The sequence below is a fragment of the Streptomyces sp. NPDC018045 genome (assembly GCF_044327445.1).
Classification (GTDB): domain Bacteria; phylum Actinomycetota; class Actinomycetes; order Streptomycetales; family Streptomycetaceae; genus Streptomyces.
Genome location: NZ_JBIRFL010000001.1, coordinates 213645 through 240106 on the forward strand (window position 1 = coordinate 213645; position 26462 = coordinate 240106).

Here is a 26462-nt window from a genome sequence, read left to right on the forward strand (position 1 = left end):
GAGCGTACGCGCTCCCCGGCCCACGGCTGTCCGCACCCCCTGTACGTGGCGGGCGACGTCCACCGGATCACCGGCGGGTCCCGGAGCTCCACCGCGTACCACGGGCACGGGCATCACCACCAGGCGAGACGTCCGCCCGGGCGAACGAAGTGCCGCGGCGCGGGCCCCGCTCCGCCGCCCCTACTCCCCCACCGGCACGTGTGACGCCGCCGTCCGCAGATCCACCTCGCGCCAGAACCCGGCGCGAATCGCATAGCGATCATGCTCGTCGATCTGGTCGTCCTTGTGGGCGAGCAGCCCGAAGCGGGCCGCGTACCGGAGGAGTTCGCCGTCGATACGGTGCGGAATCCGGGGGTACTCCGTGGAGATCTGCTGGAGATGCGTCGTATCGGACAGCCGTTCCGTCCAGCGGCGGGCGAAGACCTGCCCCACTTCGAAGGGGTCACCGCTGACGGCCGTGATGTCCTCTTCCCGGTCGGCCCAGCGCTGCTCCGCGCTGGTGAGCTGGGCGAGTGTCGGGAGTGAGGCGGTTTCGGGCGGTTCGCCGACCGGGCCGCCGCGCTCGACCCACCCCTTGTCGGAGGACCAGCGCAGCGTCGCGCTGGGCACGGGAGCCGGCGTCGCGGTGGCCCCGCCCGGTCCGGCGCCGGGACCCCGGTTGAGGTCGGCGAGGTCCTTCGGGGTGGGGACCGGTGTGCCCTTGCCGCCCGCCGTTCCGCCTTCGCCGTCCCGTTCGGCGGCGCCCGGCCGGGCACACGTCCCCGTGGCGTCCGCGCGCTCCGCGGAGGCGGGCGCGGGCCGCGCCGTACCGTTCGCGGCGCCGCGCTCGCGGGCGGCCGCCCGCTCCGCGTCGTGTGCGGCGGAGGCCGCGGCCGCGGCGGCCGCGACGGCGGACTCGGGCAGCGGCGCCGAGAGGATGGCGGCGATCTCGGGGCGGGGCGCGGGCGGCGGCGCGCAGGGGCCGCCGAGTTCCTTCAGCCGTACGGCGCGGGTGATCCACGCCCGGTCGAGCACCCGCCGTTCGTCGGCCTCGGCGACGAGGTCCTCGGACTGGTTGTAGTCGCCGTCGGCGGCCTGTACGGCCCACAGGTGCACGGCGACGCCGTGCTCCTTGGCCGACATCAGGCCGGGCAGCAGGTCGCCGTCGCCGGTGACCAGGACGATGTCGGAGCAGGCCCGGTTGCGGGCCAGTTCGGTCAACTCCGCGTGCATCGCGGCGTCGACGCCTTTCTGTGCCCAGCGGCCGTCGCTGCGGGTCAGCGCGCCGAGCCGGACGGTGACCCGGGACATGACGCGCAGCCGCCGGTGCTCGGGCTGCGGCACGCGGTCGGGCGCGCCGTCGAACCAGTAGATGCGCAGCAACGGCCGTTCCGTGTCGGCTTCGGCACGCTGGCGCAGGCCCTGGATGAGGGCGGCGTGATCAACGGTGATCCGGGACCGGGTGGGCTCCCCGGCGAGCAGGCTCGCGGCGGCGCCCAGCAAGTATCCGGCGTCCACCAGGACGACGCAGCGATCCACGTTCCACCCTCTTTCCTGAGGTGCTGAAGTCGGACGCCCCCCGGCTCGGCCTGTGGCACGAGGTTTCCTCCTGCTTTACCTTCGAGTCTGCCCGACCGCGCGGGGGTTAACTGCCGGAACTCGATCATCGGCGTGGCGGATTCGGCGCCAGGGGCGAACACACCACGTGACGCGGCGCATTACTCACGGTAATTGTCCGAAATGCGCGCATCAACGGCGCGTGTAAGCCTGGTCACGGCCCCGATCCCAGGATCCCCCTCAGGAGGCACGGTCATGGCCAAGAACAAGAATCGCGACCGTAATCAGCAGCAGAAGGGCACCCAGACCACCGAGCGCAACCGCCAGGACGCGGAGCGGTCGGCGATGGAGGCCCAGGCGTCGACCCCGTCCGTTGAGGCGACCCCGCGCGACGTCGCCCGTAAGCATCAGCGCCGTTTCGGTCACAACTGATCTTCGCCGCACAGCAGTAGAGGGGCGCACCCGCTTGGGGTGCGCCCCTCTTGCGCGCTAAGCGCCCACGACGGAACCATCCCGCGCGCGAGAAGAAATAGTTGCGCCGTGCACGCTACTCACGGAGAGGCCCGGCTCGCACCACGCCTTCCTCCCGGCCACCGCCCCGGTCCGCGCTCTGGTCGCCCCGGCCCGCGTGCCGGCCGCCGCCCGGCCCGCGTGCCGCTCGGGCATACGGACTCCCGGCCGTACGACGTCACCAGGCGCGGTGGTGCCGGGGCGCGGGCCCGGCGCGGGCCCCCGGCACCGGCCGTCCGGCCGCGTCAGCCCGCCAGGCAGGACGGCCCCAGCAGCACCTTCAGATCGCCGAAGAGCGACGGGTCCGGCGTCACCCGGTGCCGGTCCAGCCGGAGCACCGTGGTCTTGCGCGTCCCCTGGAGCTTGATCCGTACCTCGGTCGCGCCGCGGTGGCTGGTGAGGACCTCGCCCAGCTTCTCCACCAGCGGGGGCGTGACCTTGACCGTGGGGATGGTGATCGTCACGGGGGCGTTGGCACCGGCCTCCGAGAGGTCGGGGACCATCATCTCCATGGCGACCAGCCGCGGGATGTCCTCGCGCTTGTCCAGGCGCCCCTTGACGAAGACGACGGTGTCCTCGACGAGTTGGGTGGAGACGAGCTGGTAGGTCGCCGGGAAGAACATGCACTCGATGGAGCCGGCCAGGTCCTCGACGGTGGCGATGGCCCAGGCGTTGCCCTGCTTGGTCATCTTGCGCTGGAGGCCGGAGATGATGCCGCCGATGGTGACGATCGAGCCGTCCGCGTAGTCGCCGCCGGTGAGCTGGGAGATCGCCGCGTCCGCCTTGTCGGACAGCACATGCTCCAGGCCGAACAGCGGGTGGTCGGAGACGTACAGACCGAGCATCTCGCGCTCTTGCGCGAGCAGGTAGGTCTTGTCCCACTCGATGTCGGAGAACTCCACGTCCAGCCCGAAGCCGGGCGTGTCCTCGGAGCTGTCGTCACCCATGCCGCCGAAGAGGTCGAACTGCCCCTCGGCCTCCTTGCGCTTGACCTGCACCACGTTGTCGATCATGGGTTCGTAGTGCGCGGTCAGGCCCTTGCGGGTGTGCCCCATCTCGTCGAAGGCGCCCGCCTTGATCAGCGATTCGGTGGTGCGTTTGTTGCACACCACTGCGTCGACCTTGTCGAGGTAGTCGGGGAAGGAGGTGTACTTCCCCTTGGCCTTGCGGCAGCGGATGATCGAGTCGACGACGTTCTGGCCGACGTTGCGGACGGCGGTGAGGCCGAAGAGGATCACGTCGTCACCCTGGGCGGCGAAGTTCGCCAGGGACTCGTTCACGTTCGGCGGGAGCACCTTGATGCCCATGCGGCGGCACTCGTTGAGGTAGACCGCCGACTTGTCCTTGTCGTCGCGCACCGAGGTGAGCAGCGCGGACATGTACTCCGCCGGGTAGTTCGCCTTCAGATAGGCGGTCCAGTAGGTGACGAGTCCGTACGCGGAGGAGTGCGCCTTGTTGAACGCGTACCCCGCGAAGGGGACCAGCACGTCCCACAGTGCCTGGATCGCCTCGTCGCTGTAGCCGTTCTTGCGGGCGCCGGCCTGGAAGATCGTGAAGTTCTTCGCCAGCTCCTCGGGCTTCTTCTTGCCCATGACGCGGCGGAGGATGTCCGCTTCGCCGAGGCTGTACCCGGCGACGATCTGGGCGGCCTTCTGCACCTGCTCCTGGTAGACGATGAGGCCGTAGGTCAGGCCCAGGGTCTCCTTGAGCGGCTCGGCCAGCTCCGGGTGGATCGGGGTGATCTCCTGGCGGCCGTTCTTGCGCTCGGCGTAGTTGATGTGCGAGTTCATGCCCATCGGGCCCGGCCGGTACAGGGCCGATACGGCGGAAATGTCCTCGAAGTTGTCGGGCTGCATCTGGCGCAGCAGCGAACGCATGGGGCCGCCGTCGAACTGGAAGACGCCGAGGGTGTCACCGCGGCAGAGCAGTTCGTAGGTCTTCGGGTCGTCGAGCGGGATCTCCAGGAGGTCCAGGCTGACGCCCTTGTTGGCCTCCACCATCTTGCGGGCGTCGTCCATGATGGTGAGGTTGCGCAGGCCCAGGAAGTCCATCTTGAGCAGACCGAGCGACTCACACTGGGGGTAGTCCCACTGCGTGATCGTCACACCGTCGGTGTGCCGCGTCCACAGCGGGGCGTGGTCGACGATCGGCTCGCTGGACATGATCACGCCGGCCGCGTGCACACCCATCTGCCGGACCAGGCCCTCGACGCCCTTGGCGGTGTCGATGACCTTCTTGACGTCCGGCTCGTTCTCGTACATCCCCCGGATCTCGCCCGCCTCGCTGTAGCGGGGGTGCTGCGGGTTGGTGATGCCGTCCAGGTCGATGCCCTTGCCGAGGACGTCGGCGGGCATGGCCTTGGTGAGGCGGTCGCCCATGGCGTAGGGGTAGCCGAGGACGCGGGCGGAGTCCTTGATGGCGTTCTTCGCCTTGATCTTGCCGTACGTGCCGATCATGGCGACCTTGTCCTCGCCGTACTTCTCGGTCACGTACCGGATCACTTCGACGCGCCTGCGCTCGTCGAAGTCGATGTCGACATCGGGCATCGAGACACGCTCGGGGTTCAGGAACCGCTCGAAGATCAGGCCGTGCGTGACCGGGTCGAGGTCGGTGATGCCCATCGCGTACGCGACGATCGAACCCGCCGCGGACCCTCGGCCGGGACCCACCGCGATGCCGTTGCGCTTGGCCCACATGATGAAGTCGGCGACCACGAGGAAGTAGCCCGGGAACCCCATCTGGATGATGACGTCCATCTCGTACTCGGCCTGCTTCTGCCGGTCCTCCGGGACGCCGGCCGGGTAGCGGCGCTCCATGCCGCGCCGCACCTCCTCCTGGAACCAGGTGATCTCGGTGAAGCCCTCGGGGATGTCGAACTTCGGCATGAGGTCGCGCTTCTCGAACATGCCGGTGGTGTCGATCTGCTCGGCGACCAGGAGGGTGTTGCGGCAGCCCTCCTGCCAGGCGTCCGAGGAATCGATGGCGTACATCTCGTCCGTGGACTTGAGGTAGTAGCCGGTGCCGTCGAACCGGAAGCGGTCGGGGTCCGAGAGGTTCTTGCCGGTCTGGATGCACAGCAGGGCGTCGTGGGCGGTCGCCTCGTGCGCGTAGGTGTAGTGCGAGTCGTTGGTGACCAGCGGCGGGATGCCGAGCTTCTTGCCGATCTCCAGCAGGCCGTCGCGGACCCGGCGCTCGATCTCGATGCCGTGGTCCATCAGCTCCAGGAAGTAGCGGTCCTTGCCGAAGATGTCCTGGTACTCCGAGGCGGCCTTCAGGGCCTCGTCGAACTGGCCGAGGCGCAGCCGGGTCTGCAGCTCACCGGAGGGGCAGCCGGTGGAGGCGATCAGGCCCTCGGACCACTGGGAGATCGTCTCCTTGTCCATCCGGGGCCACTTCTGCAGCCAGCCTTCCTTGTACGCGTCGGAGGAGAGCTTGAAGAGGTTGTGCAGGCCGGTGCTGTTCGCCGCCCAGATCGTCTTGTGCGTGTAACCACCGGAACCGGAGACGTCGTCGCGCTTCTGGTGCGGCTGGCCCCACTGGATCTTGCGCTTGGTCCGCCGCGACTCGGGCGCCACATACGCCTCGATGCCGATGATCGGCGTGATGCCGGCCTTCTGGGCGGAGTGGAAGAAGTCATAGGCGCCGTGGAGGTTGCCGTGGTCGGACATGGCGATGTGCGTCATCCCCATCTCCTTGCACGCTTCGAACATGTCCTTCAGCCGCGCGGCACCGTCCAGCAGCGAGTACTGGGTGTGCACGTGCAGATGCGTGAAGGGCGGCTTGGCCACGGCGGAAGACCTCCGGGAATCAGGGTGGGTGATGCGGCGCCGGGCGCCTCGATCAGGGTGGTGGTCGGGGGCCCCGGGCGAGGGGTGGGACGGTCTCGAAGTCTACGACCCTCCGCCGACAACGAGCGGGGGCGGAGCGGGGTGGGTCCGGCCGCCGGGCGGGCACTCGTGAGTAGCCTCGGCCGTTGGAAGAGGCGGCACAACCGTCTGAATCATCCGCTCCAGGAGGCACTTCGCGATGTCGTCCCAGCTCGTCCCGGCGCCGGACGCCGCTCAGCGCGGCGAGGAGATCCTCGCCGTCTTCGACACCGCCTTCGGAGAGCTGCTCGCCGCCGACCCGGCGGCCTTCCGCGTCAAATTCCGGAAGATGGCCGCCTCGGCCTTCGCCTTCTACCGGGGCACGGCCTGCCTCTTCTACCACGACCTCCAGGCGTGGGACGGCGGCCCGGGCGGCGGCCCGTACGAGGACGAGCGCACGGGACAGGTGTGGATCCACGGCGATCTGCACGCGGAGAATTTCGGCACGTACATGGACGCCACCGGCCGACTGATCTTCAATGTCAACGACTTCGACGAGGCGTATGTCGGCCCCTTCACCTGGGACCTCAAGCGCTTCGCCGCCTCCGTCGCGCTGATCGGCTATGCCAAGGCGCTGAGCGACGAGCAGATCAGTGAGCTGGTGAGGATCTACGCCGCCGCCTACCGTGCGCGTATCCACGCCCTGGCCACCGGTGCCAAGGACGACGACGTGCCGCCCTTCACCCTGGACACGGCCGAGGGGCCGCTGCTGGGCGCGCTGCGCGTGGCCCGCTCGCTGACCCGCTTCGGCCTGCTGGACTCGATGACCGAGATCCGCGACTTCGAGCGCCGCTTCACCGCGGGCGGCGGCACGGTCGAGCTGGACGCGGCGACCCGCTACAAGGTCCTGGCGGCCTTCGACGGCTATCTGGAGACGCTGCCCGAGTCCAGCCTGACCCGCCCGGACTCCTACCGCGTCAAGGACGTGGTGGGGCGCCGCGGCATCGGCATCGGTTCAGCGGGCCTGCCCTCGTACAACATCCTGCTGGAGGGCAACAGCGACGCCCTGGAGAACGACGTCGTCATCTACCTGAAGCAGGCGCAGACCCCGGCGGTGTCCCGGCACATCACCGACCCGCGGGTGCGCGGCTACTTCCAGCACGAGGGCCACCGCACGGTGATCTCGCAGCGGGCCCTCCAGGACCACGCCGACCCGTGGCTGGGCTGGACCGAGCTGGACGGCGCCGGCCAGCTCGTGGCCGAGATCTCCCCGTACGCGGTCGATCTGGACTGGTCGGACATCGACGATCCGGCGGAGATCGCGGCGGTCGTCGCGGACCTGGGCCGGGCGACCGCGACGATGCACGCCGCCGCGGACGACGAGAGCGGCCACTCGCTGGTGCCGTTCTCCACCGAGCGCGCCATCGACGCGGCCATCGCCGCCGACGAGGACGGCTTCGCCCGGCTGCTGGTGGACTTCGCGCACGCGTACGGCGCCCGGGCCCGGGCCGACCACCAGACGTTCGTCGACCTCTTCCGCAACGGCCGCATCCCCGGCCTGTGAGCCGGGTCACGGGCCGACGGAGCGGGGGGCGACAGGTTCGCGCCTCTTAGTGCCCACTTACACCGGGGCATGGCAGACTCGACTGCCATGGACATTTCGGCGGCACACCTGCGGGCACTGCGCGCGGCGCTCTTCACGGCGCTGTGCGTGACGCTGTCCGCCTCGGGCCATGTGCTGCTGTCCCGGATGCCGCTGCCGCTGACCACCGTCGCCGCCCTGTCGGCCGCCGTCTTCGCCGTCGCGTACGCGCTGGCCGGCCGGGAGCGCGGCTACTGGCGCATCGCCGCGCTGCTGGTGCCGCTGGAGCTGGCCGCCGACACGGTCTTCAGCGCCGGCCAGCACGCCTGTTACGGGCGGGTCGGCGGCCCGGTCACCGGGCCGCTGCGGTCCCTCGGCGTGAACCTGCTGTGCGGCGGCGGCGAGGTGGGCACCCCCCTGGCGCACCTGTCCGCACAGGACCGGACACCCGTCGCGACCTGGCTGCTGCTGCTCGCCGTGCACGTCGCGGTGGGGCTGCTGGCGGCGGTCTGGCTGCGGCGGGGCGAGCGGGCGCTGGCCCAGGTGCTGGGGGCGGTGACGGCGTTCGCGTTCCGGCCGCTGCTGCTGGCGGTGGCGGCCGTCCGGGCGCTGCCCGTACCGCACCGCCCGGCCTCCCGCCCCGCGCGTACCGAGCCGGCCCCGCGGGCCGCCCCGCTGCTCGTGCACTGCGTCGTACGGCGTGGACCGCCCTGTTCCCTCGCCGCGTAGCCTTCGGGCCGCGGCTCATGGACAGGCACCCGTTCACACCTTTCCCAGGAGCAGGACAGTCATGAGCAACCGCAACAGCCAGGCCAACAAGCAGGCAGCCCGCGAGCGGCTGCGCGCCGAGCGCGAGCGGCAGAAGAAGAAGGAGAAGGTCCGCCGGCAACTGACCGTCGGCGGTGCGATCGTCGCCGTGCTGGCGGTCGCGGGCGGCATCGGTGTCGCCGTGGCCAAAACGGGCGGCGGCTCCGACAAGTGGGCCGAGGCCGCGAGCGCCAAGCTGGCCCAGCCGGCCAACACGTCCGGCAAGAACGGCACGGACATCGTCATCGGCAAGAAGGACGCGAAGCACACGCTGTCGCTCTTCGAGGACGCCCGCTGCCCCGGCTGCGCGAGCTTCGAGCAGAACGTCGGCGAGACGATCCAGAAGGACCTCAAGGAGGGCAAGTACAAGGCCTCCATCCACCTGGGCACCTTCCTGGACAACAACCTCCGGGGCACCGGCTCGAAGAACGCGCTCAGCGCGCTGGGCGCCGCGCTCAACGTGAGCCCGGACGCGTTCCTGAAGTACAAGGAAGCGCTGTTCTCGAAGGAGTACCACCCCGAGGAGACCGGCCCGGACAAGTTCGCCGACAACGACTATCTGCTCAAGATCGGCGACACGGTGCCCGCCCTGAAGGGCAACGCCACGTTCCGGGACGCCGTGAAGGCCGGTACGTACAACCGCTGGGCGATGGAGATGTCCGAGGCCTTCAACGGCTTCAAGGACGTCAAGAGCACGCCGACGGTCAAGCTGGACGACACGGTGCTGGGCACCGACTCCGCGAGCGGCAAGGCCGCCCCGTCCACGCCGGAGGCGTTCACCGCGCAGGTCGACAAGGCCATGAAGGGCTGATCGCGACTCTTCCCTGAGCCCCGGACCGAAGCTTTCCGGAGTCTCGGTCCGGAGCTCCGGCGGACGGCTTCCACGGCCGGCGTGCGTACCGCGCGCCGGCCGTCGCCGTACCCGGTCCGCCGATGCCAAATCTTGACCCGGCAAGTCGCCGTGCCCATGGCAGACTCCGGGCATGGAGCGGACCGGGGCACGGCCGGGGGCGCCCCCGGGTGCCCCATTGCGCGCGGCTCGCGCCGCGGTGTTCACCGCGCTGTGCGTGACGCTGTCCGCCGCCTCGCACGTCCTGCTCACCCGCACCCCGGTGGCGCCGGCCACGCTCCTCCCGGTCGGCGCGGCAGTGTTCGCCCTCGCGTACGTCCTGGCGGACCGCGAGCGCGGCTTCTGGCGCATCGCCGGGCTCCTCGTCCCGGTGGAACTGGCCGCCGACACCGTCTTCACCACCGGACAGCACACCTGTTACGGGCCGGCCGGCGGCCCGGTCACCGGGCCGCTGCACTCGGTCGGCGTGGATCTGCTGTGCGGCGGCGAACCGGGCACACCGCTCGCCCGGGAAGGGGGCCTTTCCCATGCCCTTCGGGCGATGGCGGCGGCTCACCCCGGGCTTCCCGTGCCGCCGGCCGGTTCGCCGGCGCTCCCCTGGCTGCTGCTCGCCGCGCACATCGCCGTCGGGCTGCTGGCCGCGGCCTGGCTGTGGCGCGGTGACGCCGCGCTGGCCCGGCTGCTGCGTGCCGTGCCGGCGTTCGCGTTCCGGCCGCTGCTGTTGGCGGCCGCCGCGGACGCCACCGGCCCTTACCCGGCGCACCGCCGGATACGGCCCGTACGCCTCCTGCCCCTTCTCCGGCCGCTCCCTCGGCTCGGGCACTGCGTCGTGCGGCGCGGCCCGCCCCGGCTCGCCCCCGCCGCTGCCGCGTACTGACGCGGCGCGCGGGGAGCCCGTACCGCGGCACCCGTACCCCTGGACGCCAGGGCGCGCGGCGCGCCCGTACAGCGGGGGTTCATGACGGCACGTACCAAGGCAATTCGGGACAGGGAGTCGGTAAGCACCATGAGCGACCGCAACAGCCAGACGAGCAAGCAGGCGGCCCGGGAACGTATCCGTGCCGAGCGGGAGCGGCAGAAGAAGAAGGAGCGGATCCGCCGGCAGTTCGTCGTGGCGGGCTCGGTGATCGGTGTCCTCGTCGTGGCCGGCGGCATCGGCTTCGGGATCATGAAGGCGAACGAACCCACCGGCTGGGAGGCGGCCAAGGAGGCCGACCTGGTCAAGCCCGCGCACACCAGCGGCAAGGACGGCACCGAGATCGTCATCGGCAAGCCGGAGGCGAAGGAGACCCTGGAGGTCTTCGAGGACATCCGCTGTCCGGCCTGCGCGGGCTTCGAGCAGAGCGCGGGCCCGGCCCTCTTGAAGGGCATGGAGGACGGCCGCTACAAGATCCGCTTCACCATGTACACGTTCATCGACGGCGGGCAGGGCGGTGAGGGCTCCAAGAACGCGCTCAGCGCGCTCGGCGCGGCCCTGAACGTCAGCCAGGAGGCGTTCCTGAAGTACAAGACCGCGCTGTACGCGGAGAAGAACCACCCCGAGGAGGCCGACGACGCCTACGCCAAGGACAAGAAGCTGATCGAGGTCGCCGATCAGGTGCCCGAGCTGAAGAACAACGAGAAGTTCCGGGCGGCGGTCAACAACGGTACGTACGACCGGTGGACGATGGAGATGACGGCGCTCTTCGGCCGGAAGGGCGTGACCGGGACCCCGGCGTTCCTGCACGGCGACAAGAAGCTGACGCTGCCGCAGGTCCCGCAGCGGCAGATGACCAAGGAGCAGTACCACGAACTCGCCACGGCCAACTTCAACAAGATGATCGACGACGAGTTCGGCCCCGCGAAGAAGTAGCCGCGGGCGCGCGGCACCGGCCCGGCGACCGGCGGTTTACGGGAGGGCGAACTTCCCGCGCGACCCCTCCCGTAGCCCCCTACCCGACAGTAGGGTGATCGGCCGTGACCGATCATGACCAGATATCACGTCGCACCGCCGTCACGGCCGCAGCCGCCTCCGCCGCCCTGCTGCCCTTCGCCACCGCCGGGCCCGTCGCCGCCCGGGCCCGTACGAGCCCGCAGGTCTTCCAGCACGGCGTGGCCTCCGGCGACCCGCTCCCGGACGGCATCCTGCTGTGGACCCGGGTCACGCCCGAGCCCGGCGCGGTGCCCGGCTCGGGCCGCGGCCCGGACACCACGGTGAACTGGGAAGTGGCGGCCGACCAGGGCTTCGGCTCGGTGGTCGCGCGGGGAACCGCGACCACCACGGCCGCCACCGACCACACCGTCAAGGCCGACGTGCGCGGCCTGACGCCGGCCACCGCCTACTACTACCGCTTCACCGTCGATGGCACCCGCTCGCCCGTGGGTCGCACCCGCACCGCCCCCGCGCACGACGCGAAGGCCGCCAACGTCCGCTTCGGTGTGGTCTCCTGCGCCAACTGGGAGGCGGGCTACTTCTCCCCCTACCGGCACCTGGCGGCCCGCCGCGACCTGGACGCGGTGCTGCACCTCGGCGACTACATCTACGAGTACGCGACCGGCGCCTTCCCCGCCCCGAAGAACGTCGTACGCCGCCACTCCCCCACCCACGAGATCGTCACGCTCGCCGACTACCGCACCCGGCACGGCGTCCACAAGACCGACCCCGACCTCCAGGCCATGCACGCCGCGCACCCGCTCATCGCGATCTGGGACGACCACGAGTTCGCGAACAACGCCTGGTCGGGCGGCGCCGAGAACCACACCCCGGGCACCGAGGGCGACTGGGCGGCGCGGATGGCCGCCGCCCGGCGCGCCTACTTCGAGTGGATGCCCGTACGGACCTCCACGGCGGGCACCACCTACCGCCGGCTGCGCTTCGGCAAGCTGGCCGACCTGCACCTGCTCGACCTGCGGACCTTCCGCGACCAGCAGGCCGCGGTGGGCAGCGGGACGGTGGACGACCCGGGGCGCTCGATCACCGGGCGCGCCCAGCTCGACTGGCTCAAGGCCGGGCTGGAGCGCTCCGACACCGCCTGGCGACTGGTCGGCACCTCCGTGATGATCTCCCAGGTCGCCTTCGGGTCCGTACCGGCGCACCTGCTGGCGCCGCTCGCCGAGCTCCTCGGCCTGCCGAAGGAGGGCCTGGCGGTCAACACCGACCAGTGGGACGGCTACACCGACGACCGGCGCGAGCTGCTGACGCACCTGCGCGACCGCGGCATCGACAACACCGTCTTCCTGACCGGCGACATCCACATGGCCTGGGCCAACGAGGTGCCGGTGCGGGCCGCGACCTACCCGGCCGCCCCGCCGGTCGCCACCGAGTTCGTGGTCACCTCGGTGACCTCCGACAACGTGGACGACTTCCTGCACGTCGCCCCGCACACCGTCTCGCTGGTCGGTGTCGCCGCGATCCGGGCCGCCAACCGGCACGTGAAGTGGCTGGACATGGACTCACACGGCTACGGCGTCCTGGACGTGACCGCCGAACGCACGCAGATGGACTACTTCACCGTCTCCGACCGGGCCGACCCGCACGCCACCACCGCGCGGGCCCGCTCGTACCGGACCCTCTCGGGCACCCAGCGGGTGGAGCGGGTCCGGCAGCCGGTGCGCTGACCACCCGCGACCGGGCCCCGCGCACCGTTACAGCGAGTCGAGGAAGCCGAGAGCGACCTTCCAGGCGCTCTCGGCGGCCTCCTCGTCGTAGTCCGGCAGGTCCGGGTCGGTGAACAGGTGTCCGGCTCCCGGGTAGCGGTAGACCTCCACGTCCGCGCCGGCCCGGCCCATCCGCAGATACCAGGCGTTCAGCCAGTCGTGCGGCTCGAACGGGTCCGGGTCGGCGACATGGAGCTGTACGGGCAGCTCGTCGACCGCCGCGTCGTCGGCGATGTCCGAGGTGCCGTGCATCAGCAGCAGCCCACGCGCCTTGTCGTCCGCCAGGGCGAGGTTCTGCGCGACCGCGCCGCCGAAGGAGAAGCCCGCGTAGACCACGCCCCGGTCGGAGTACGGCGCGGCGGCGGTCACCGCGCGGCGCAGCAGCTCGTCCTTGCCGATCTCGTCCTTGATCACCACACCGTCCTCGACGGTGTCGGCGGTCCGCCCGCCGAAGAGATCCGGTACGACGACTTCGTGGCCGGCCTCGCGCAGCCGGTCGGCGGCGGCGTGCACCGCGGGGCGCAGACCGCACACCGAGTGGAGCAGGACAACCGTCGAGGGCGCCGCGGAGGGCGCGGACGACGAGGCGGGCGAAGAGGCCACTGGATTCACTTCCCTGTCATTGGATCGCACTTCCACCATCGTGCCAGTTACGGTCAGGAGGAACCGGCACGAGGCTGACCACAACTAGGAGGACCGAAGTGTCCATGGAGGACGTGCTTCGTCCGCTCATCGTCGTAGGCGGCTCGATAGTCGTGACGCTCCTGCTGGGCTGGCTGGTCGACCTGGCACTGCGCCGGGCCGACACGGCCCGCCCCGACACGCCGCTGTGGGGCCTGCTGCGGCGCTGCCGCGTCCCCCTGCAAGTGGTGCTGGTGACCGCGCTGCTGCGCGGGTTCTACGACAGAACCGGCGTGAAGTTCATCGAGGACCACGAGGCGGGGCTCGGCCAGATCCTGTCCCTGGTCCTGATCGCGGCCGCCGCCTGGCTCGCCATCCGGGCCGCCGCGGCCATCGTGGAGTCCTCGTACTCCCGGTACGCGGCGGGCGCGCGGGACGCCGCCCGGGTCCGGCGGGTCCGAACGCAGGTCACCCTGATCCAGCGGGTGGTCACGGCCATCGTCATCGTCGTCGCCGCGGCCTCGATGCTGCTGACGTTCCCCAAGATGCAGACGGTCGGCCAGTCCATGCTGGCCTCGGCGGGGCTGGTCGGCATCGTGGCCGGTGTCGCCGCGCAGTCCACCCTCGGCAACCTCTTCGCCGGCCTGCAGATCGCCTTCGGCGACATGGTCCGCATCGGGGACACGGTGGTCGTGGACAAGGAGTGGGGCACGGTCGAGGAGATCACCCTGACCTTCCTGACCGTACGGACCTGGGACGAGCGGCGGATCACCATGCCCGTGTCGTACTTCACCAGCAAGCCGTTCGAGAACTGGTCGCGCGGCGGCGCGCAGATGACCGGCACGGTCTTCTTCCACCTCGACCACGCGGCGCCCGTGGAGAAGATGCGTCACCGGCTGCACGAGATCCTGCAGAACAGCACCGACTGGGACGGCCGCGGCTGGAGCCTGGTGGTCACCGACACCACCCCGACCACGATCCAGGTACGCGCCCTGGTCACCGCCCGGGACGCGGACGCCATCTGGTCGGTGCGCTGCGAGGTCCGCGAGCGGATGATCGACTGGCTGCGCGCGGAGCACCCGTACGCGCTGCCGCGGGTCACCACCGCGATCGTCCCGGGCAGCGGGGACGACGCCGACCCGTACGAAGAAGGACGGCACCGGCGGCCGGGAACGCTGGACAAGGGGCCGGGCCTGGACGGCTGACGGCGGGGCGGGGCGCGACGGCGCCCCCCGTCTCGCCACCCGGCCCGCCGCCCTGTTCGCCACCCGGCCCGCCGCCCTACGGCAGCGGCGCGCCCCGCAGGCTGCGCATGTCGAGCTGGCGCAGTACCCGGTCCACGATCTCCGGGTCGGCGCCCGGCTCACTGCGGGCCGACAGCACCTCGTGGCGGGCGGCCGAGAGCATCTCGCCCTGGATGCGCTGCACCTTCTTCATCCGGGTGATGCGCTTTTCGAAGTGATCCCGCCGGTCGTCGTCCACGATGTCCGGCGCGATGCGCGCACCCATGTCGTAGGCGCGCCGGGTGAGCTGCTCACTGATCTCCTCCGGCAGCTCCTCGACCTCCAGGATCTCCTTCAGGCGCCGCTTGGACGCCTTGATCACCCGCACCGCCAGCTCCCGCTCCAGCTTCTCCTCGGTCTCCGAGTCGGCCCGGACCCGCAGCTTCTTGACCAGGGTCGGCAGTGACAGACCCTGGACGACGAGGGTGGAGAGCACCACGGCGAAGGCGATGAAGAGGATCTCGTCGCGGGCCGGGAAGTCCCCGCCGCCGTCGATCTGGTACGGGATGGCCAGCGCCAGCGCGACGGACGCCACGCCGCGCATCCCGGACCACCACATGATCAGGGTCTCCCGCCAGCTCATCGGGATGTCCTCGTCGAAGTCGCGGCGCTTGTGCATCCGCTTGGCCAGCCAGGCGGCGGGCAGCAGCCACAGCAGCCGGACGCCCACCACGACCGCCACGATGGCCGCGCCGACGCCGAGCATCTCGCCCCAGCGGCCGGAGGCCACCTTGATGACGTTGTGCAGCTCCAGGCCGATCAGGCCGAAGGCGACTCCGGTGACGAGGGTGTCGACGATCTCCCAGAAGGTGTAACCGGCCAGCCGGCCCATCACGTCGTCGGCGTCCACCGCGTACTCGGCGAGGAACAGCGCGGTGGTCAGCACCGCCAGCACCCCGGAGCCCTCGAACTCCTCGGCGAGGACGTACGCGACGAACGGCACCAGCAGCGTCAGGCCGATCTGCAGGGTCGGGTCGCCCAGCAGGCCGATCAGCTTGTTGGTGGCCCAGCCGAGCACCAGCCCGACCGCTATCGCGACCACCGCCGACAGGACGAGCGAGCCGACCGCGGAGGGCACGGAGAAGGAGCCGCTGACGGCGGCGGCGAGCGCGACGTGGTAGAGCACGATCGCGGTGACGTCGTTGAACAGCCCCTCGCCCTCCAGGATGGAGACCATGCGGCGGGGCAGCCCCAGCTTGCCCGCGACGGCGGTCGCGGCGACCGGGTCGGGCGGTGCGACGAGCGCGCCGAGCACCACCGCGGCGGCGATCGGCATACCGGGGACGACGGCGTGCGCCACGGCGGCGACGGCGGCCGTGGTCGCGAAGACCAGGGCCACCGCCAGCAGGAAGATGGGCCGGAGGTTGGCCGTGAACTGCCGCCAGGAGGTGCGCTGCACGGCGGCGTAGAGCAGCGGTGGCAGCACCAGCGGGAGGATGAACTCCGGCGGTACCTCCACGTTGGGGACGAACGGCAGCAGCGCCAGCACCGCGCCCGCGAGCGTCATCAGGACCGGCGACGGCAGGCCCAGCCGGTCACCGACCGGGACCATGACCACGGCCCCGAGAAGTAGGACGAACATCAGGGCCAACTGGTCCACGGCGGCTGCACTCCGGGGTCGAAATCGATCACGTTCCGACACAAGCCTGCCATGAAGCGCACAAAACCAGCTCAGACGAACGGCCCGGCCTTTCGGCCGTCCGGTCTATCCGCTCACGGCGCCCGCCCCGCCCCCGCGGCGCGTACGGCTCAGGCGCTCTCGGCCCGCACCCGGTCCAGGGCGCGCTGGAGGTCGTCCGGGTAGGCGCTCTCGAACTCCACCCAGCGGCCGTCGGACGGGTGCTCGAAGCCCAGGCGCATCGCGTGCAGCCACTGGCGGGTCAGGCCCAGCCGCTTGGCGAGCGTCGGATCGGCGCCGTACGTCAGGTCACCGACGCACGGGTGACGGTGCGCGGACATGTGGACGCGGATCTGGTGCGTACGCCCCGTCTCCAGCTTGATGTCCAGCAGGCTCGCCGCGCGAAACGCCTCGATGAGGTCGTAGTGGGTGACCGACGGCTTGCCGTCGGCCGTCACCGCCCACTTGTAGTCGTGCTGCGGGTGGCGGCCGATGGGGGCGTCGATCGTGCCGCTCATCGGGTCCGGGTGGCCCTGCACCAGCGCGTGGTAGCGCTTGTCGACCGTACGCTCCCGGAACTGCTGCTTGAGCAGGGTGTACGCGCGCTCGGACTTGGCCACCACCATCAGACCGGAGGTGCCGACGTCGAGGCGGTGCACGATGCCCTGGCGCTCGGCGGCACCGGAGGTCGAGACGCGGAAACCCGCGGCGGCCAGCCCGCCGATGACGGTCGTGCCGGTCCAGCCGGGGCTGGGGTGCGCGGCGACACCGACCGGCTTGACGATCACCACGATGTCGTCGTCGTCATGGACGATCTCCATGCCCTCGACGGGCTCCGCGACGATCTCCACCGGTGGCGCGGCCTGCGGCATCTCCACCTCCAGCCAGGCGCCGCCGTGCACCCGCTCGGACTTCATGACTTCGGCGCCGTCCACCCGGACCTTCCCGCCGGCCGCCAGCTCGGCGGCCTTCGTACGGGAAAAGCCGAACATACGGGCCAGCGCGGCGTCGACGCGCTCGCCCTCCAGGCCGTCCGGTACGGGCAGGGTGCGGATCTCGGGAATCGTGCTCACATCACCGAGTATGTCAGTCCGCTGTGACACTCCCGCCGGCCCCGGTCGCCCGGAGCCCGTACCCGTACGACGCCGGGGCCGTCACGGGCCGGCCGTCAGTCCTTGTGGACCGTGCCGTCCGGGTCCAGGCCACGGAAGGACAGGATCACGATCAGGATGCCGCCGCAGACGATCGCCGAGTCCGCGAGGTTGAAGACCGCGAAGTGGGCGGGTGCGATGAAGTCCACCACCGCGCCCTCGAAGACGCCCGGCGTACGGAAGATCCGGTCGGTGAGATTGCCGAAGGCACCGCCCAGCAGCAGACCGAGCGCGATGCCCCACGGCAGGCTGTACAGCTTCCGGGCGATCCGGATGATCACCACGATCACGATCGCCGCGATGATGGTGAGGAAGATCGTCAGCGCCTCGCCGATGCTGAAGGCCGCACCGCGGTTGCGGATCACCTCCAGGCGCAGCAGCGAGCCGATCACCTCCACGGGGGCGTGGTGCTCCAGCTTCGCGACCACCAGGGCCTTGCTGCCCAGGTCGAGGAGGTAGACGAAGGCGGCGACCAGGAGCAGCGCGCCGATCTTCCGCTTGCCCCTGGCCTGGCCGGCGGTGGCACCGGCAGCGCCCCCCGCCGCGTCGGCGTCCGCGGCGCGATCGCGGTCCTCGTCCCGCTCCCGCGGCGCCGTCCCGCCGGCGTTCCCCCCGGATCCCGATGCCGCCGCCGTCCCCGGCCCGGAATCCGGCCCGGTCTCCGGCGTACCGGTGATGCGCTCCGCCTCTGCCACGTTGTGAGCCCCTCAGCCCGTCGAATCCCGCACGCCAGGCCGCCCCCGGCTGAGCACGAGGGTACGGCACAGGCGTACGGGTACCGCCGGTACGGGTGCTGCCGGCCCCGGGTGATTCGCCCGGCGGCCCTCCCCGGCCCTTCTCCCGGGCCGCCCGGCCCTACCGCCGCTCCTGCTTCTGCTTGCACTCCACACACAGCGTCGCCCGGGGGAACGCCTGCATCCGGGCCTTGCCGATGGGCTTGCCGCAGTTCTCGCACAGGCCGTACGTGCCCGCGTCGAGCCGTTCCAGCGCGCGTTCCGTCTGGAGCAGCATCTCGCGCGCGTTCGAGGCCAACGCCATCTCGTGTTCGCGGGTGATGTTCTTGCTGCCGGTGTCGGCCTCGTCGCCGGTTCCTTCACCGGAGTCCTGCATCAGCCCGGCGAGCGCGTTCTCGGACGCCTCGATCTCCGCACGCAGCCGTGTGACCTCGGCATCCAGTTCCGCGCGTGCCTCGGCGACCTCCGCCGGGCTCCAGGGGTCCTCGCCGGGCCGTACGGCCAGCTCGTCCGGCTCCGCGGTACGGGCCTTGGGCACCGGGCCGGCCCGGCCGGTCTGCGCCGCCTCGGCGGTCGGTGCCCCGCCCGGAGTCTGCTTCTCCACCACCGTCTTGGCTCCTGTCTTCTTCGCGGACACCGCCTTCTCGGCCGGTGCGGTCTTCTTGGCCGCCCGCTTCGCGGCGGCCTTCCGGGGCGCGGGCCCGCCGTCCGGCGGGGACCCCCCGGCCTCCTCCACCGCCTTCTTGGCCGCGGTCTTCTTCGCCGCGGCCTTCTTCCCCGGCGGCTTCTTCGCCGCCTTCTTGGCCACCTTCTTCGCCGCCTTCTTGGCCGCGGGCGGGTGCTCCGGCTCCGTCGCCGCGGTGTCCGGGGCGGCCTCCGCGCTCGTCGCCCCGGCGGCGGTCACCCGCTTCTTCGCCGCGCGCCCTGGTTTGTCGGCCGCGGCCTTCCCGGCACCCGCCGTGCTCTTCTCCGCGGCGGTCTTCTTCGCCACCATGGCCGCGACCCCTTCACGTATGTGATCATGTTCGCGAATCGTGACCGGAACGATAAATCGCCTCAAGGCACGCGGCAACGGGACGCACCGCCCTTTCCCCCTAGGTCTCCCCCGCGGCAGCCGGGTCTGCATCCGTTGTGCCCCCCTGCCCGCGCGGTAATCCGGCAGCCCACGGCCCGCGCGGCCGCCGGCGCCGGCCGCCCGCCGCACGGGCGCCGACTCCCGCGCCCTGCGTATCGCCATTCGGGTCACGCCCTCGGCGCCCGCTACCTCACTCGGCGCAGCCGGTGAAACCGGTCGGTCCGCACCGTCGGTGCCCCGTACACTGGGCACAGCGAAAGGCGCGGATGGGACGAGTAGCGTCGTACGCAGCCATGAGCGATCCGGGGACGGTGCGAGCCCGGAGGCGTGCGCGATGTGAAGATCAGCCCGGAGCCGCCGGAAGAACGCCCACGAGCGGCCAGCAGGCGGCCCGCGGGTCAGTAGAACCGGCCTCGCGACCCCAATGAGGGGGCGGTGCGGTCCGCGCCGCCAAGGAGGGTGGTACCGCGGGAGCCCAGGCTCTCGTCCCTCCGGACGGAGAACGCAGCAGGTGTCCGCCGGAGGAATGCCCCGATGTCACAGCCTCAGTACCGCCAGGTACCCGCCCAGGTAGACCTGCCCGCCCTTGAGCACGCGGTGCTCGACTTCTGGCGCGAGCAGAAGGTCTTCGCCCGTACCCTCCAGCAGTCCGAGGGACGGCCCGAGTGGGTGTTCTACGAGGGCCCGCCGACCGCCAACGGGATGCCCGGCGCCCACCACATCGAGGCCCGCGTCTTCAAGGACGTCTTCCCCCGCTTCCGTACGATGCGGGGCTACCACGTCGGCCGCAAGGCCGGCTGGGACTGCCACGGCCTGCCGGTCGAGCTGGCCGTCGAGAAGGAACTGGGCTTCAACGGCAAGAAGGACATCGAGGCGTACGGCATCGCCGAGTTCAACGCCAAGTGCCGCGAGTCGGTGACCCGCCACACCGACGCCTTCGCCGCCCTCACCACCCGCATGGGCTACTGGACGGACCTGGACGACCCGTACCGGACCATGGACCCCGACTACATCCAGTCGGTCTGGTGGTCCCTCAAGCAGATCTTCGACAAGGGCCTGCTGGCCCAGGACCACCGCGTCGCCCCCTGGTGCCCCCGCTGCGGCACCGGCCTGTCCGACCACGAGCTGGCCCAGGGCTACGAGACCGTCGTGGACCCCTCCGTCTTCGTCCGCCTCCCGCTCACCTCCGGCCCGCTGGCCGGCGAGGCGGCCCTCCTCATCTGGACGACCACCCCCTGGACGCTGGTCTCCAACACCGCCGTCGCCGCCCACCCCGACGTCACGTACGTGGTGGCCACCGACGGCACGGAACAGCTCGTCGTCGCCGAGCCGCTGCTCGAAAAGGCCCTCGGCGAGACCTGGACGGCCACCGGACAGACCTTCACCGGCCGCGAAATGGAGCGCTGGAGCTACCGCCGCCCCTTCGACCTGGTCGAGCTGGAGGACGCCAACTTCGTCGTCAACGCCGAGTACGTCACCACCGACGACGGTACGGGCCTGGTCCACCAGGCCCCCGCCTTCGGTGAGGACGACCTCAAGACCTGCCGCGGCTACGGCCTGCCGGTCGTCAACCCGGTGCGCCCCGACGGCACCTTCGAGGAGGGCCTGGCCCTCGTCGGCGGCCAGTTCTTCAAGAAGGCCGACGAGCGCCTCGTCGCGGACCTCGACGCCCGCGGCCTGCTCTTCCGGCACCTCGCCTACGAGCACAGCTACCCGCACTGCTGGCGCTGCCACACCGCGCTGCTCTACTACGCCCAGCCGTCCTGGTACATCCGCACCACCGCGGTCAAGGACGCCCTGCTGCGCGAGAACGAGCAGACCAACTGGTTCCCGGAGTCGGTCAAGCACGGCCGCTTCGGCGACTGGCTGAACAACAACATCGACTGGGCGCTGTCCCGCAACCGCTACTGGGGCACCCCGCTGCCCATCTGGCGCTGCGCCGAGGACCACCTCACCTGCGTCGGCTCCCTCGCCGAGCTGACCGAGCTGACCGGCACCGACCAGTCGGGCCTCGACCCGCACCGCCCATACATCGACGCCGTCACCTTCCCCTGCCCCACCTGCCAGGGCACCGCGACGCGCGTCCCCGAGGTCATCGACGCCTGGTACGACTCCGGCTCCATGCCGTTCGCCCAGTGGGGCTACCCGTACAAGAACAAGGAACTGTTCGAGAAGCGCTACCCGGCGCAGTTCATCTCCGAGGCCATCGACCAGACCCGCGGCTGGTTCTACACGCTGATGGCCGTCGGCACCCTGGTCTTCGACAAGTCGTCGTACGAGAACGTGGTCTGCCTGGGCCACATCCTCGCCGAGGACGGCCGCAAGATGTCCAAGCACCTGGGCAACACCCTCGACCCGATCCCGCTGATGGACCAGCACGGCGCCGATGCGGTCCGCTGGTTCATGGCGGCCGGCGGCTCCCCGTGGGCAGCCCGCCGCGTCGGCCACGGCACCATCCAGGAGGTCGTCCGCAAGACGCTCCTGACCTACTGGAACACCGTCGCCTTCCAGGCCCTGTACGCCCGCACCGGCAACTGGGCCCCCAGCACGTCCGACCCCGCCCCGGCCGACCGCCCGCTCCTCGACCGCTGGCTCCTGTCGGAACTGAACGCACTCACCCAGGGCGTCACCGAAGCCCTCGAAACCTACGACACCCAGCGCGCCGGCAAGCTCCTCTCCTCCTTCGTCGACGACCTCTCCAACTGGTACGTACGCCGCTCCCGCCGCCGCTTCTGGCAGGGCGACGCCGCGGCGCTGCGCACCCTCCACGAGGTCATCGAGACCGTCACCCGCCTGATGGCCCCCATCACCCCGTTCATCACCGAACGCGTGTGGCAGGACCTGATCGTCCCGGTCACCCCCGACGCCCCCGACTCGGTCCACCTCTCCACCTGGCCCGAGGCCGACCGGGCGCTCATCGACCCGACGCTCTCCACCCAGATGCACCTGGTCCGCCGCCTGGTCGAACTGGGCCGCGCCACCCGCGCGGAGTCCGGCGTCAAGACCCGCCAGCCCCTCTCCCGCGCCCTGGTCGCGGCCGCCGGCTTCGAGACCCTCTCCCCCGAGCTGCGCACCCAGATCACCGAAGAACTGAACGTCTCCGGCCTCGCCGCCCTCTCCGAGGTGGGCGGCTCCCTGGTCGACACCACGGCCAAGGCCAACTTCCGGGCCCTGGGCAAGCGGTTCGGCAAGGGCGTCCAGGCAGTCGCCAAGGCCATCGCCGAGACCGACGCCGCGGCCCTCTCCCTCGCCCTCCGCGAAGGCACCGCCACCGTCACCGTCGACGACGAAACGGTCCCCCTCTCCCCCGACGAGGTCATCATCACCGAGACCCCGCGCGAGGGCTGGTCGGTGGCCTCCGACACGGGCGCCACCGTGGCCCTCGACCTGGAGATCACCCCGGACCTGCGCCGCGCCGGCCTGGCCCGCGACGCGATCCGCCTCATCCAGGAGGCCCGCAAGAACAGCGGCCTGGACGTGGCCGACCGAATCGCCCTGCGCTGGCAGACCACCGACGAAGAGGTCCGTACCGCGCTGACGGAACACCGGACCCTCATCTCCGAGGAGGTCCTGGCCACCGACTTCGCCCAGGGCGAGGCCGACACCACATACGGCCCGGCCTTCGAGGACGAGGGCCTGACCCTGACCTTCCGCCTGCGGAAGACAGCGGCGTAACAGCACGAAGACACAAACGGCCCCCGACGCACAGAGCGCCGGGGGCCGTTCTCGTACAGGCGGCGGCCCAGTAGCTCCAGACGCACACCAGCACAAAAGCTACGAAAACCCGTATACGACACAGCCTAGGGGGCCATGCAGGGCCTCCTGGGCAACCAACCAGCCCACAACGGAAAGCCGCCCACCGGCCGGAACCCAGAGCGACGCGGGATTCCAGGCAACCAGCCCACGCCGGGAAAGCCGCCCACCGGCCGGGGCTCGGGGCCACGTAGGGGTCTCCCCGCAGGCAGCCCGGCACCAGGATTCACGAACGACAACACGTTGCCTCAAGGGTGCCGTGGGGGGCGCCTCCGGCCGGAGGCTGAGGGAGAGTGACCCCTGCGGGGCCCCGAGCCCCCCACCCACCGGCCCAACCGCGCCCCCCACCGGCCCAACCGCGCGGCACACCCACCCCCACCAGGGCCACACAAAAGAGCCGGGCCCCCGGGGAAACACCCCAGGGGCCCAGCCCTGATTGCCGACTACGCACTACGCGCGACGACTACGCGCGAAGCGCGCCTCCGCTCAGTTGTCGTCCTCGTCGATGAGGAACCCACGCATCGGCGACGGCGCCTGCTGCATGGGCTGCTGCCCCTGCGGCCGCACCGGAGCCATCGGCTGCGTCATCGCCGGCGACATCTGCTGCTGCCCGCCATAGGACGGAGCGCTGCCGGAGCCACCACCGTGACCACCCATCGACTGACCGCCACCCATGGAGTGGTTGCCCCCCATGGACCCGGCACCGGCCGACGCCATCGACGGCGACGGCGGCAGCGAGGCGGTCGCCGGCGTCCGCGGCGGCGCCAGCGAGTCGTCGGCCTGGTTCTCCAACTGGCGGAGCTGGCTCTCCAGGTACGACTTCAGCCGCGTACGGTACTCGCGCTCGAAGCCGCGCAGGTCCTCGACCTTGCGCTCCAGCGTGGCGCGGGCCGACTCCAGCGAGCCCATCGCGACGCGGTGCTTCTCCTGCGCGTCCCGCTCCAGCGCGTCCGCCTTGGCACGGGCGTCCCGCTCCAGACCCTCCGCACGGCTGCGCGCCTCGCCGACGATCTTGTTGGCCTCGGAACGGGCCTCCGCGATCGCCTGGTCGGCGGTCTGCTGCGCGAGCGAGAGCACGCGAGCGGCACTGTCACCGCCCGGACCCTGGCCCGGCTGCGGCAACTGCGGGCCGCCGTGCCCTCCGGGACCGCCCATCGGGCCGCCCAGCGGACCGCCGGGACCCATCGGGCCGGGGCCGTGCGGGCCCTGGGGGCCGTGGCCGCCGGGGCCGGCCGGCAACTGCGGGGCCCCTCCGGTGAGCTGCGGTGGGCCGCCCAACTGCTGCTGTTGCTGCTGTTGCTGCGGCGGCACCGGCTGCGGTCCGGATATGGCGGCGGGCACGGGAGCACCGGGCCTGCCCTGCTGGTGCTGCTGCTGGTCCTGCTGCTGCTGGTCCTGCTGCTTACGCATGTTCTGCTGCTGGTTCTGCGCGGCGGCTCGCGTCGCGGCGGCCAGCTTGGCGCGCAGGTCCTCGTTCTCCCGCAGCAGCCGGGTCAGTTCGGCTTCGACCTCATCGAGGAAGGCATCGACCTCGTCCTCGTCATAGCCTTCTCGGAGGCGGACGGTCGTGAACTGCTTGTTCCGCACGTCCTCGGGGGTCAACGGCATCTCTACTTCACCTCAACGTAGTCGTCGGCAATCGGCAAGACCGTATCGTTCACACCAACAACACCGACCTCACGACGGTGATCAGGATGTAGACGATGATCATCAATACGAAGAAGGACAGGTCGAGCGCCACGCCCCCGAGACGCAGCGGCGGAATGACCCGCCGCAAGAGCTTGAGTGGCGGATCAGTGACAGTGTAGGTGGCCTCCAGAACGACCACCATCGGCTTGCCGGGTTGCCATGAACGGGCGAACTGGAAGACATAGTCCATCACCAGCCGGAAGATCAACACGATGAGGAAGCAGTACAACGCGATGTAGATCACCTGTCCAGCGATGCTCATCCGCGGTGTCCTCTCCCCTTGCCATGCTGTCGTGTTGGGCGTTTCCGCCCGGTGTGCCCGGTGTTGCGTCTCAGCTCTGGTTGAAGAACCCGCCCTCTGCGATGCGGGCCTTGTCCTCCGCCGTGACATCGACGTTAGCAGGCGACAACAGGAACACCTTCTGCGTCACCCGCTCGATGCTGCCGTGCAGGCCGAAGACGAGACCGGCCGCAAAGTCGACAAGTCGCTTCGCGTCCGTGTCGTCCATCTCCGTGAGATTCATGATCACCGGAGTGCCCTCACGGAAGTGTTCCCCGATGGTACGGGCTTCGTTGTAGGTCCGGGGGTGCAGCGTGGTGATGCGGTACGGCTCCCGCTCGGACACAACCTTGGGCATGATCACCGGTGCGTTCTTCTCCAGATTCGGGCGGTCGGGTGTGATGGACGCCACGGGGGCGATTCGGGCGGGTCGTCCGCTTTCGGCAGCCAGGGGAGCGGACTCACGCTGAGCGGGCGGCTGGGCGACTCGGACGGGTTCGTCCCGTTCCGGGTGCGGTTCGGTGGGTACTTGGGTCTGCTGTCGCCGCCCCCGTTCGGGCTCCGGGTCAAGCTCGGGCTCGAACTCGTCGTCGGGGTCGAACCCCCGGCCGTCGTACCCATCGTCCTCCACGAGGCCGAGGTAGACCGCCATCTTGCGCATCGCGCCGGCCATTCTCTGCGTCCTCCGCTCTGTGGTGGATCGGCTCCGTCACCGGGTGCCTTGAATCCACGCGGCCTGCCCTTCTTTGGGGGCAATGACCATATTTTGTGCTGTGGTCCGACTTGCTTGGCGACGTTACCCGAGGCGTGGTCGGACTCCGAGTACCGCAGTGCCGACGCGCACATGTGTCGCCCCGGCAGCCACGGCTTCATCGAGGTCCGCGCTCATCCCTGCTGACACCATGTTCGCAGCAGGATGGTTCGCGCGCAGGCCGGATGAGATTTCCATCAAACGCTCGAAAGCGGCACCGGGACGTCCGGCATACGGGCCGGTCAGCGGAGCCACCGTCATCAGCCCGCCCAGGCGCAGCCCTTCGGCCTCCGCGATCGCGTCGGCGAGCGCCGCGACCCCGGCCGGCGACACTCCACCGCGGTCACCGGTCCCGCCCCGGGCGTCACCCGACTCGGCGTCAAGTGCCACCTGGAGCAGGCACCCCAGCTCACGGCCGGCCCGTACCGCTTCTTTCGACAGCGCGGTGACCAGCTTGGCGCGGTCGACCGACTGCACAATATCGGCGTAATTGACCACAGACCGCACTTTGTTGGTCTGCAACTGACCGACGAAATGCCAGGTAAGGGGCAGATCCGAGCAGGCCGCGGCCTTCGGTGCCGCGTCCTGGTCGCGGTTCTCCGCCACCTGGCGGACGCCGAGTTCCGCGAGCAGCCGGACGTCGCTCGCCGGATAAGTCTTCGTGACCACGATGAGGGTCACGTCCGCACGCCGGCGACCGGCCTTGTCGCACGCGGTGGAGATTCGTTCCTCCACGCGCGCCAGGTTGTCCGCCAGTTCGGTCCTACGATCCGTCACAGC

Annotated in this window: 20 protein-coding genes; 9 read left to right on the top strand and 11 right to left on the bottom strand. The window is 70.7% G+C overall.

All coding sequences use genetic code 11. The annotated features are described in order from the left end of the window. Positions 1-180: 180 nt before the first annotated feature. A complete protein-coding gene (locus ACH4EB_RS00845; RefSeq protein WP_398345091.1) occupies positions 181-1518 on the bottom strand; it encodes an NYN domain-containing protein in 1338 nt (445 codons plus the stop codon). A 273-nt stretch (positions 1519-1791) separates the two neighbouring features. Between ACH4EB_RS00845 and ACH4EB_RS00850 the strand changes: the two genes are divergently transcribed. Continuing rightward, positions 1792-1968, top strand: coding sequence for a hypothetical protein (locus ACH4EB_RS00850; protein WP_398345092.1), 177 nt, complete (start codon positions 1792-1794; stop codon positions 1966-1968). A 323-nt stretch (positions 1969-2291) separates the two neighbouring features. On the opposite strand, the gene dnaE is transcribed toward ACH4EB_RS00850, so the two are convergent. Continuing rightward, positions 2292-5834 carry a DNA polymerase III subunit alpha gene (gene dnaE / locus ACH4EB_RS00855; protein ID WP_398345093.1) on the bottom strand — a complete coding sequence of 1181 codons (3543 nt, stop codon included), beginning with the start codon at positions 5832-5834 and terminating at the stop codon, positions 2292-2294. 238 nt (positions 5835-6072) lie between these two features. Between dnaE and ACH4EB_RS00860 the strand changes: the two genes are divergently transcribed. The 6 genes from ACH4EB_RS00860 (at position 6073) to ACH4EB_RS00885 (ending at position 12688) form a co-directional block, all read left to right on the top strand. Further along, positions 6073-7416 (top strand): DUF2252 domain-containing protein, encoded by a 1344-nt coding sequence (locus tag ACH4EB_RS00860; protein WP_398345094.1) that lies wholly within the window; start codon positions 6073-6075, stop codon positions 7414-7416. A gap of 87 nt (positions 7417-7503) precedes the next feature. Beyond that, on the top strand, positions 7504-8163 hold the full coding sequence (locus tag ACH4EB_RS00865; RefSeq protein ID WP_398345709.1) for a hypothetical protein: 660 nt from the start codon (positions 7504-7506) through the stop codon (positions 8161-8163). A 61-nt stretch (positions 8164-8224) separates the two neighbouring features. Beyond that, positions 8225-9052, top strand: a complete 828-nt coding sequence (locus ACH4EB_RS00870; RefSeq protein ID WP_398345095.1) for a thioredoxin domain-containing protein — start codon at positions 8225-8227, stop codon at positions 9050-9052. A gap of 172 nt (positions 9053-9224) precedes the next feature. Further along, positions 9225-9968, top strand: coding sequence for a hypothetical protein (locus ACH4EB_RS00875; RefSeq protein ID WP_398345096.1), 744 nt, complete (start codon positions 9225-9227; stop codon positions 9966-9968). 129 nt (positions 9969-10097) lie between these two features. Then, complete coding sequence (locus tag ACH4EB_RS00880; protein ID WP_398345097.1) at positions 10098-10943, top strand: thioredoxin domain-containing protein; 846 nt, start codon at positions 10098-10100, stop codon at positions 10941-10943. 104 nt (positions 10944-11047) lie between these two features. Next, complete coding sequence (locus tag ACH4EB_RS00885; RefSeq protein ID WP_398345098.1) at positions 11048-12688, top strand: alkaline phosphatase D family protein; 1641 nt, start codon at positions 11048-11050, stop codon at positions 12686-12688. 27 nt (positions 12689-12715) lie between these two features. On the opposite strand, the gene ACH4EB_RS00890 is transcribed toward ACH4EB_RS00885, so the two are convergent. Then, positions 12716-13330, bottom strand: coding sequence for a dienelactone hydrolase family protein (locus ACH4EB_RS00890; RefSeq protein ID WP_398345099.1), 615 nt, complete (start codon positions 13328-13330; stop codon positions 12716-12718). A gap of 104 nt (positions 13331-13434) precedes the next feature. Here ACH4EB_RS00890 and ACH4EB_RS00895 point away from each other — a divergent pair, with 104 nt between their 5' ends. After that, a complete protein-coding gene (locus ACH4EB_RS00895) occupies positions 13435-14553 on the top strand; it encodes a mechanosensitive ion channel family protein (protein WP_398345100.1) in 1119 nt (372 codons plus the stop codon). A gap of 76 nt (positions 14554-14629) precedes the next feature. Here the strand turns inward: ACH4EB_RS00895 and ACH4EB_RS00900 are convergent, their stop codons facing one another. The 4 genes from ACH4EB_RS00900 to ACH4EB_RS00915 all read right to left on the bottom strand — a co-directional run bounded on the left by ACH4EB_RS00900 (position 14630) and on the right by ACH4EB_RS00915 (position 19128). Continuing rightward, positions 14630-16231 (bottom strand): Na+/H+ antiporter, encoded by a 1602-nt coding sequence (locus tag ACH4EB_RS00900; RefSeq protein ID WP_398345101.1) that lies wholly within the window; start codon positions 16229-16231, stop codon positions 14630-14632. A gap of 149 nt (positions 16232-16380) precedes the next feature. Continuing rightward, positions 16381-17322 (bottom strand): RluA family pseudouridine synthase, encoded by a 942-nt coding sequence (locus ACH4EB_RS00905; protein WP_398345102.1) that lies wholly within the window; start codon positions 17320-17322, stop codon positions 16381-16383. A 95-nt stretch (positions 17323-17417) separates the two neighbouring features. Further along, positions 17418-18095 (bottom strand): signal peptidase II, encoded by a 678-nt coding sequence (gene lspA / locus ACH4EB_RS00910; RefSeq protein WP_398345103.1) that lies wholly within the window; start codon positions 18093-18095, stop codon positions 17418-17420. Positions 18096-18255: 160 nt separating this feature from the next. After that, positions 18256-19128 carry a TraR/DksA family transcriptional regulator gene (locus ACH4EB_RS00915; RefSeq protein WP_398345104.1) on the bottom strand — a complete coding sequence of 291 codons (873 nt, stop codon included), beginning with the start codon at positions 19126-19128 and terminating at the stop codon, positions 18256-18258. 615 nt (positions 19129-19743) lie between these two features. Between ACH4EB_RS00915 and ileS the strand changes: the two genes are divergently transcribed. Then, positions 19744-22884: an isoleucine--tRNA ligase gene (gene ileS / locus ACH4EB_RS00920; protein ID WP_398345105.1), complete on the top strand. Its 3141-nt coding sequence runs from the start codon at positions 19744-19746 to the stop codon at positions 22882-22884. A gap of 564 nt (positions 22885-23448) precedes the next feature. On the opposite strand, the gene ACH4EB_RS00925 is transcribed toward ileS, so the two are convergent. The 4 genes from ACH4EB_RS00925 to ACH4EB_RS00940 form a co-directional block, all read right to left on the bottom strand. Continuing rightward, positions 23449-24570 (bottom strand): DivIVA domain-containing protein, encoded by a 1122-nt coding sequence (locus ACH4EB_RS00925; protein WP_398345106.1) that lies wholly within the window; start codon positions 24568-24570, stop codon positions 23449-23451. Positions 24571-24619: 49 nt separating this feature from the next. After that, on the bottom strand, positions 24620-24913 hold the full coding sequence (locus ACH4EB_RS00930) for a YggT family protein (RefSeq protein ID WP_030676138.1): 294 nt from the start codon (positions 24911-24913) through the stop codon (positions 24620-24622). Between the two features lie 70 nt (positions 24914-24983). Continuing rightward, the gene (locus ACH4EB_RS00935; RefSeq protein WP_030024677.1) at positions 24984-25604 is read right to left on the bottom strand and encodes a cell division protein SepF; all 621 of its coding nucleotides are present in this window, start codon (positions 25602-25604) and stop codon (positions 24984-24986) included. Positions 25605-25727: 123 nt separating this feature from the next. Next, a complete protein-coding gene (locus ACH4EB_RS00940; RefSeq protein ID WP_398345107.1) occupies positions 25728-26459 on the bottom strand; it encodes a YggS family pyridoxal phosphate-dependent enzyme in 732 nt (243 codons plus the stop codon). Positions 26460-26462 lie beyond the last annotated feature (3 nt).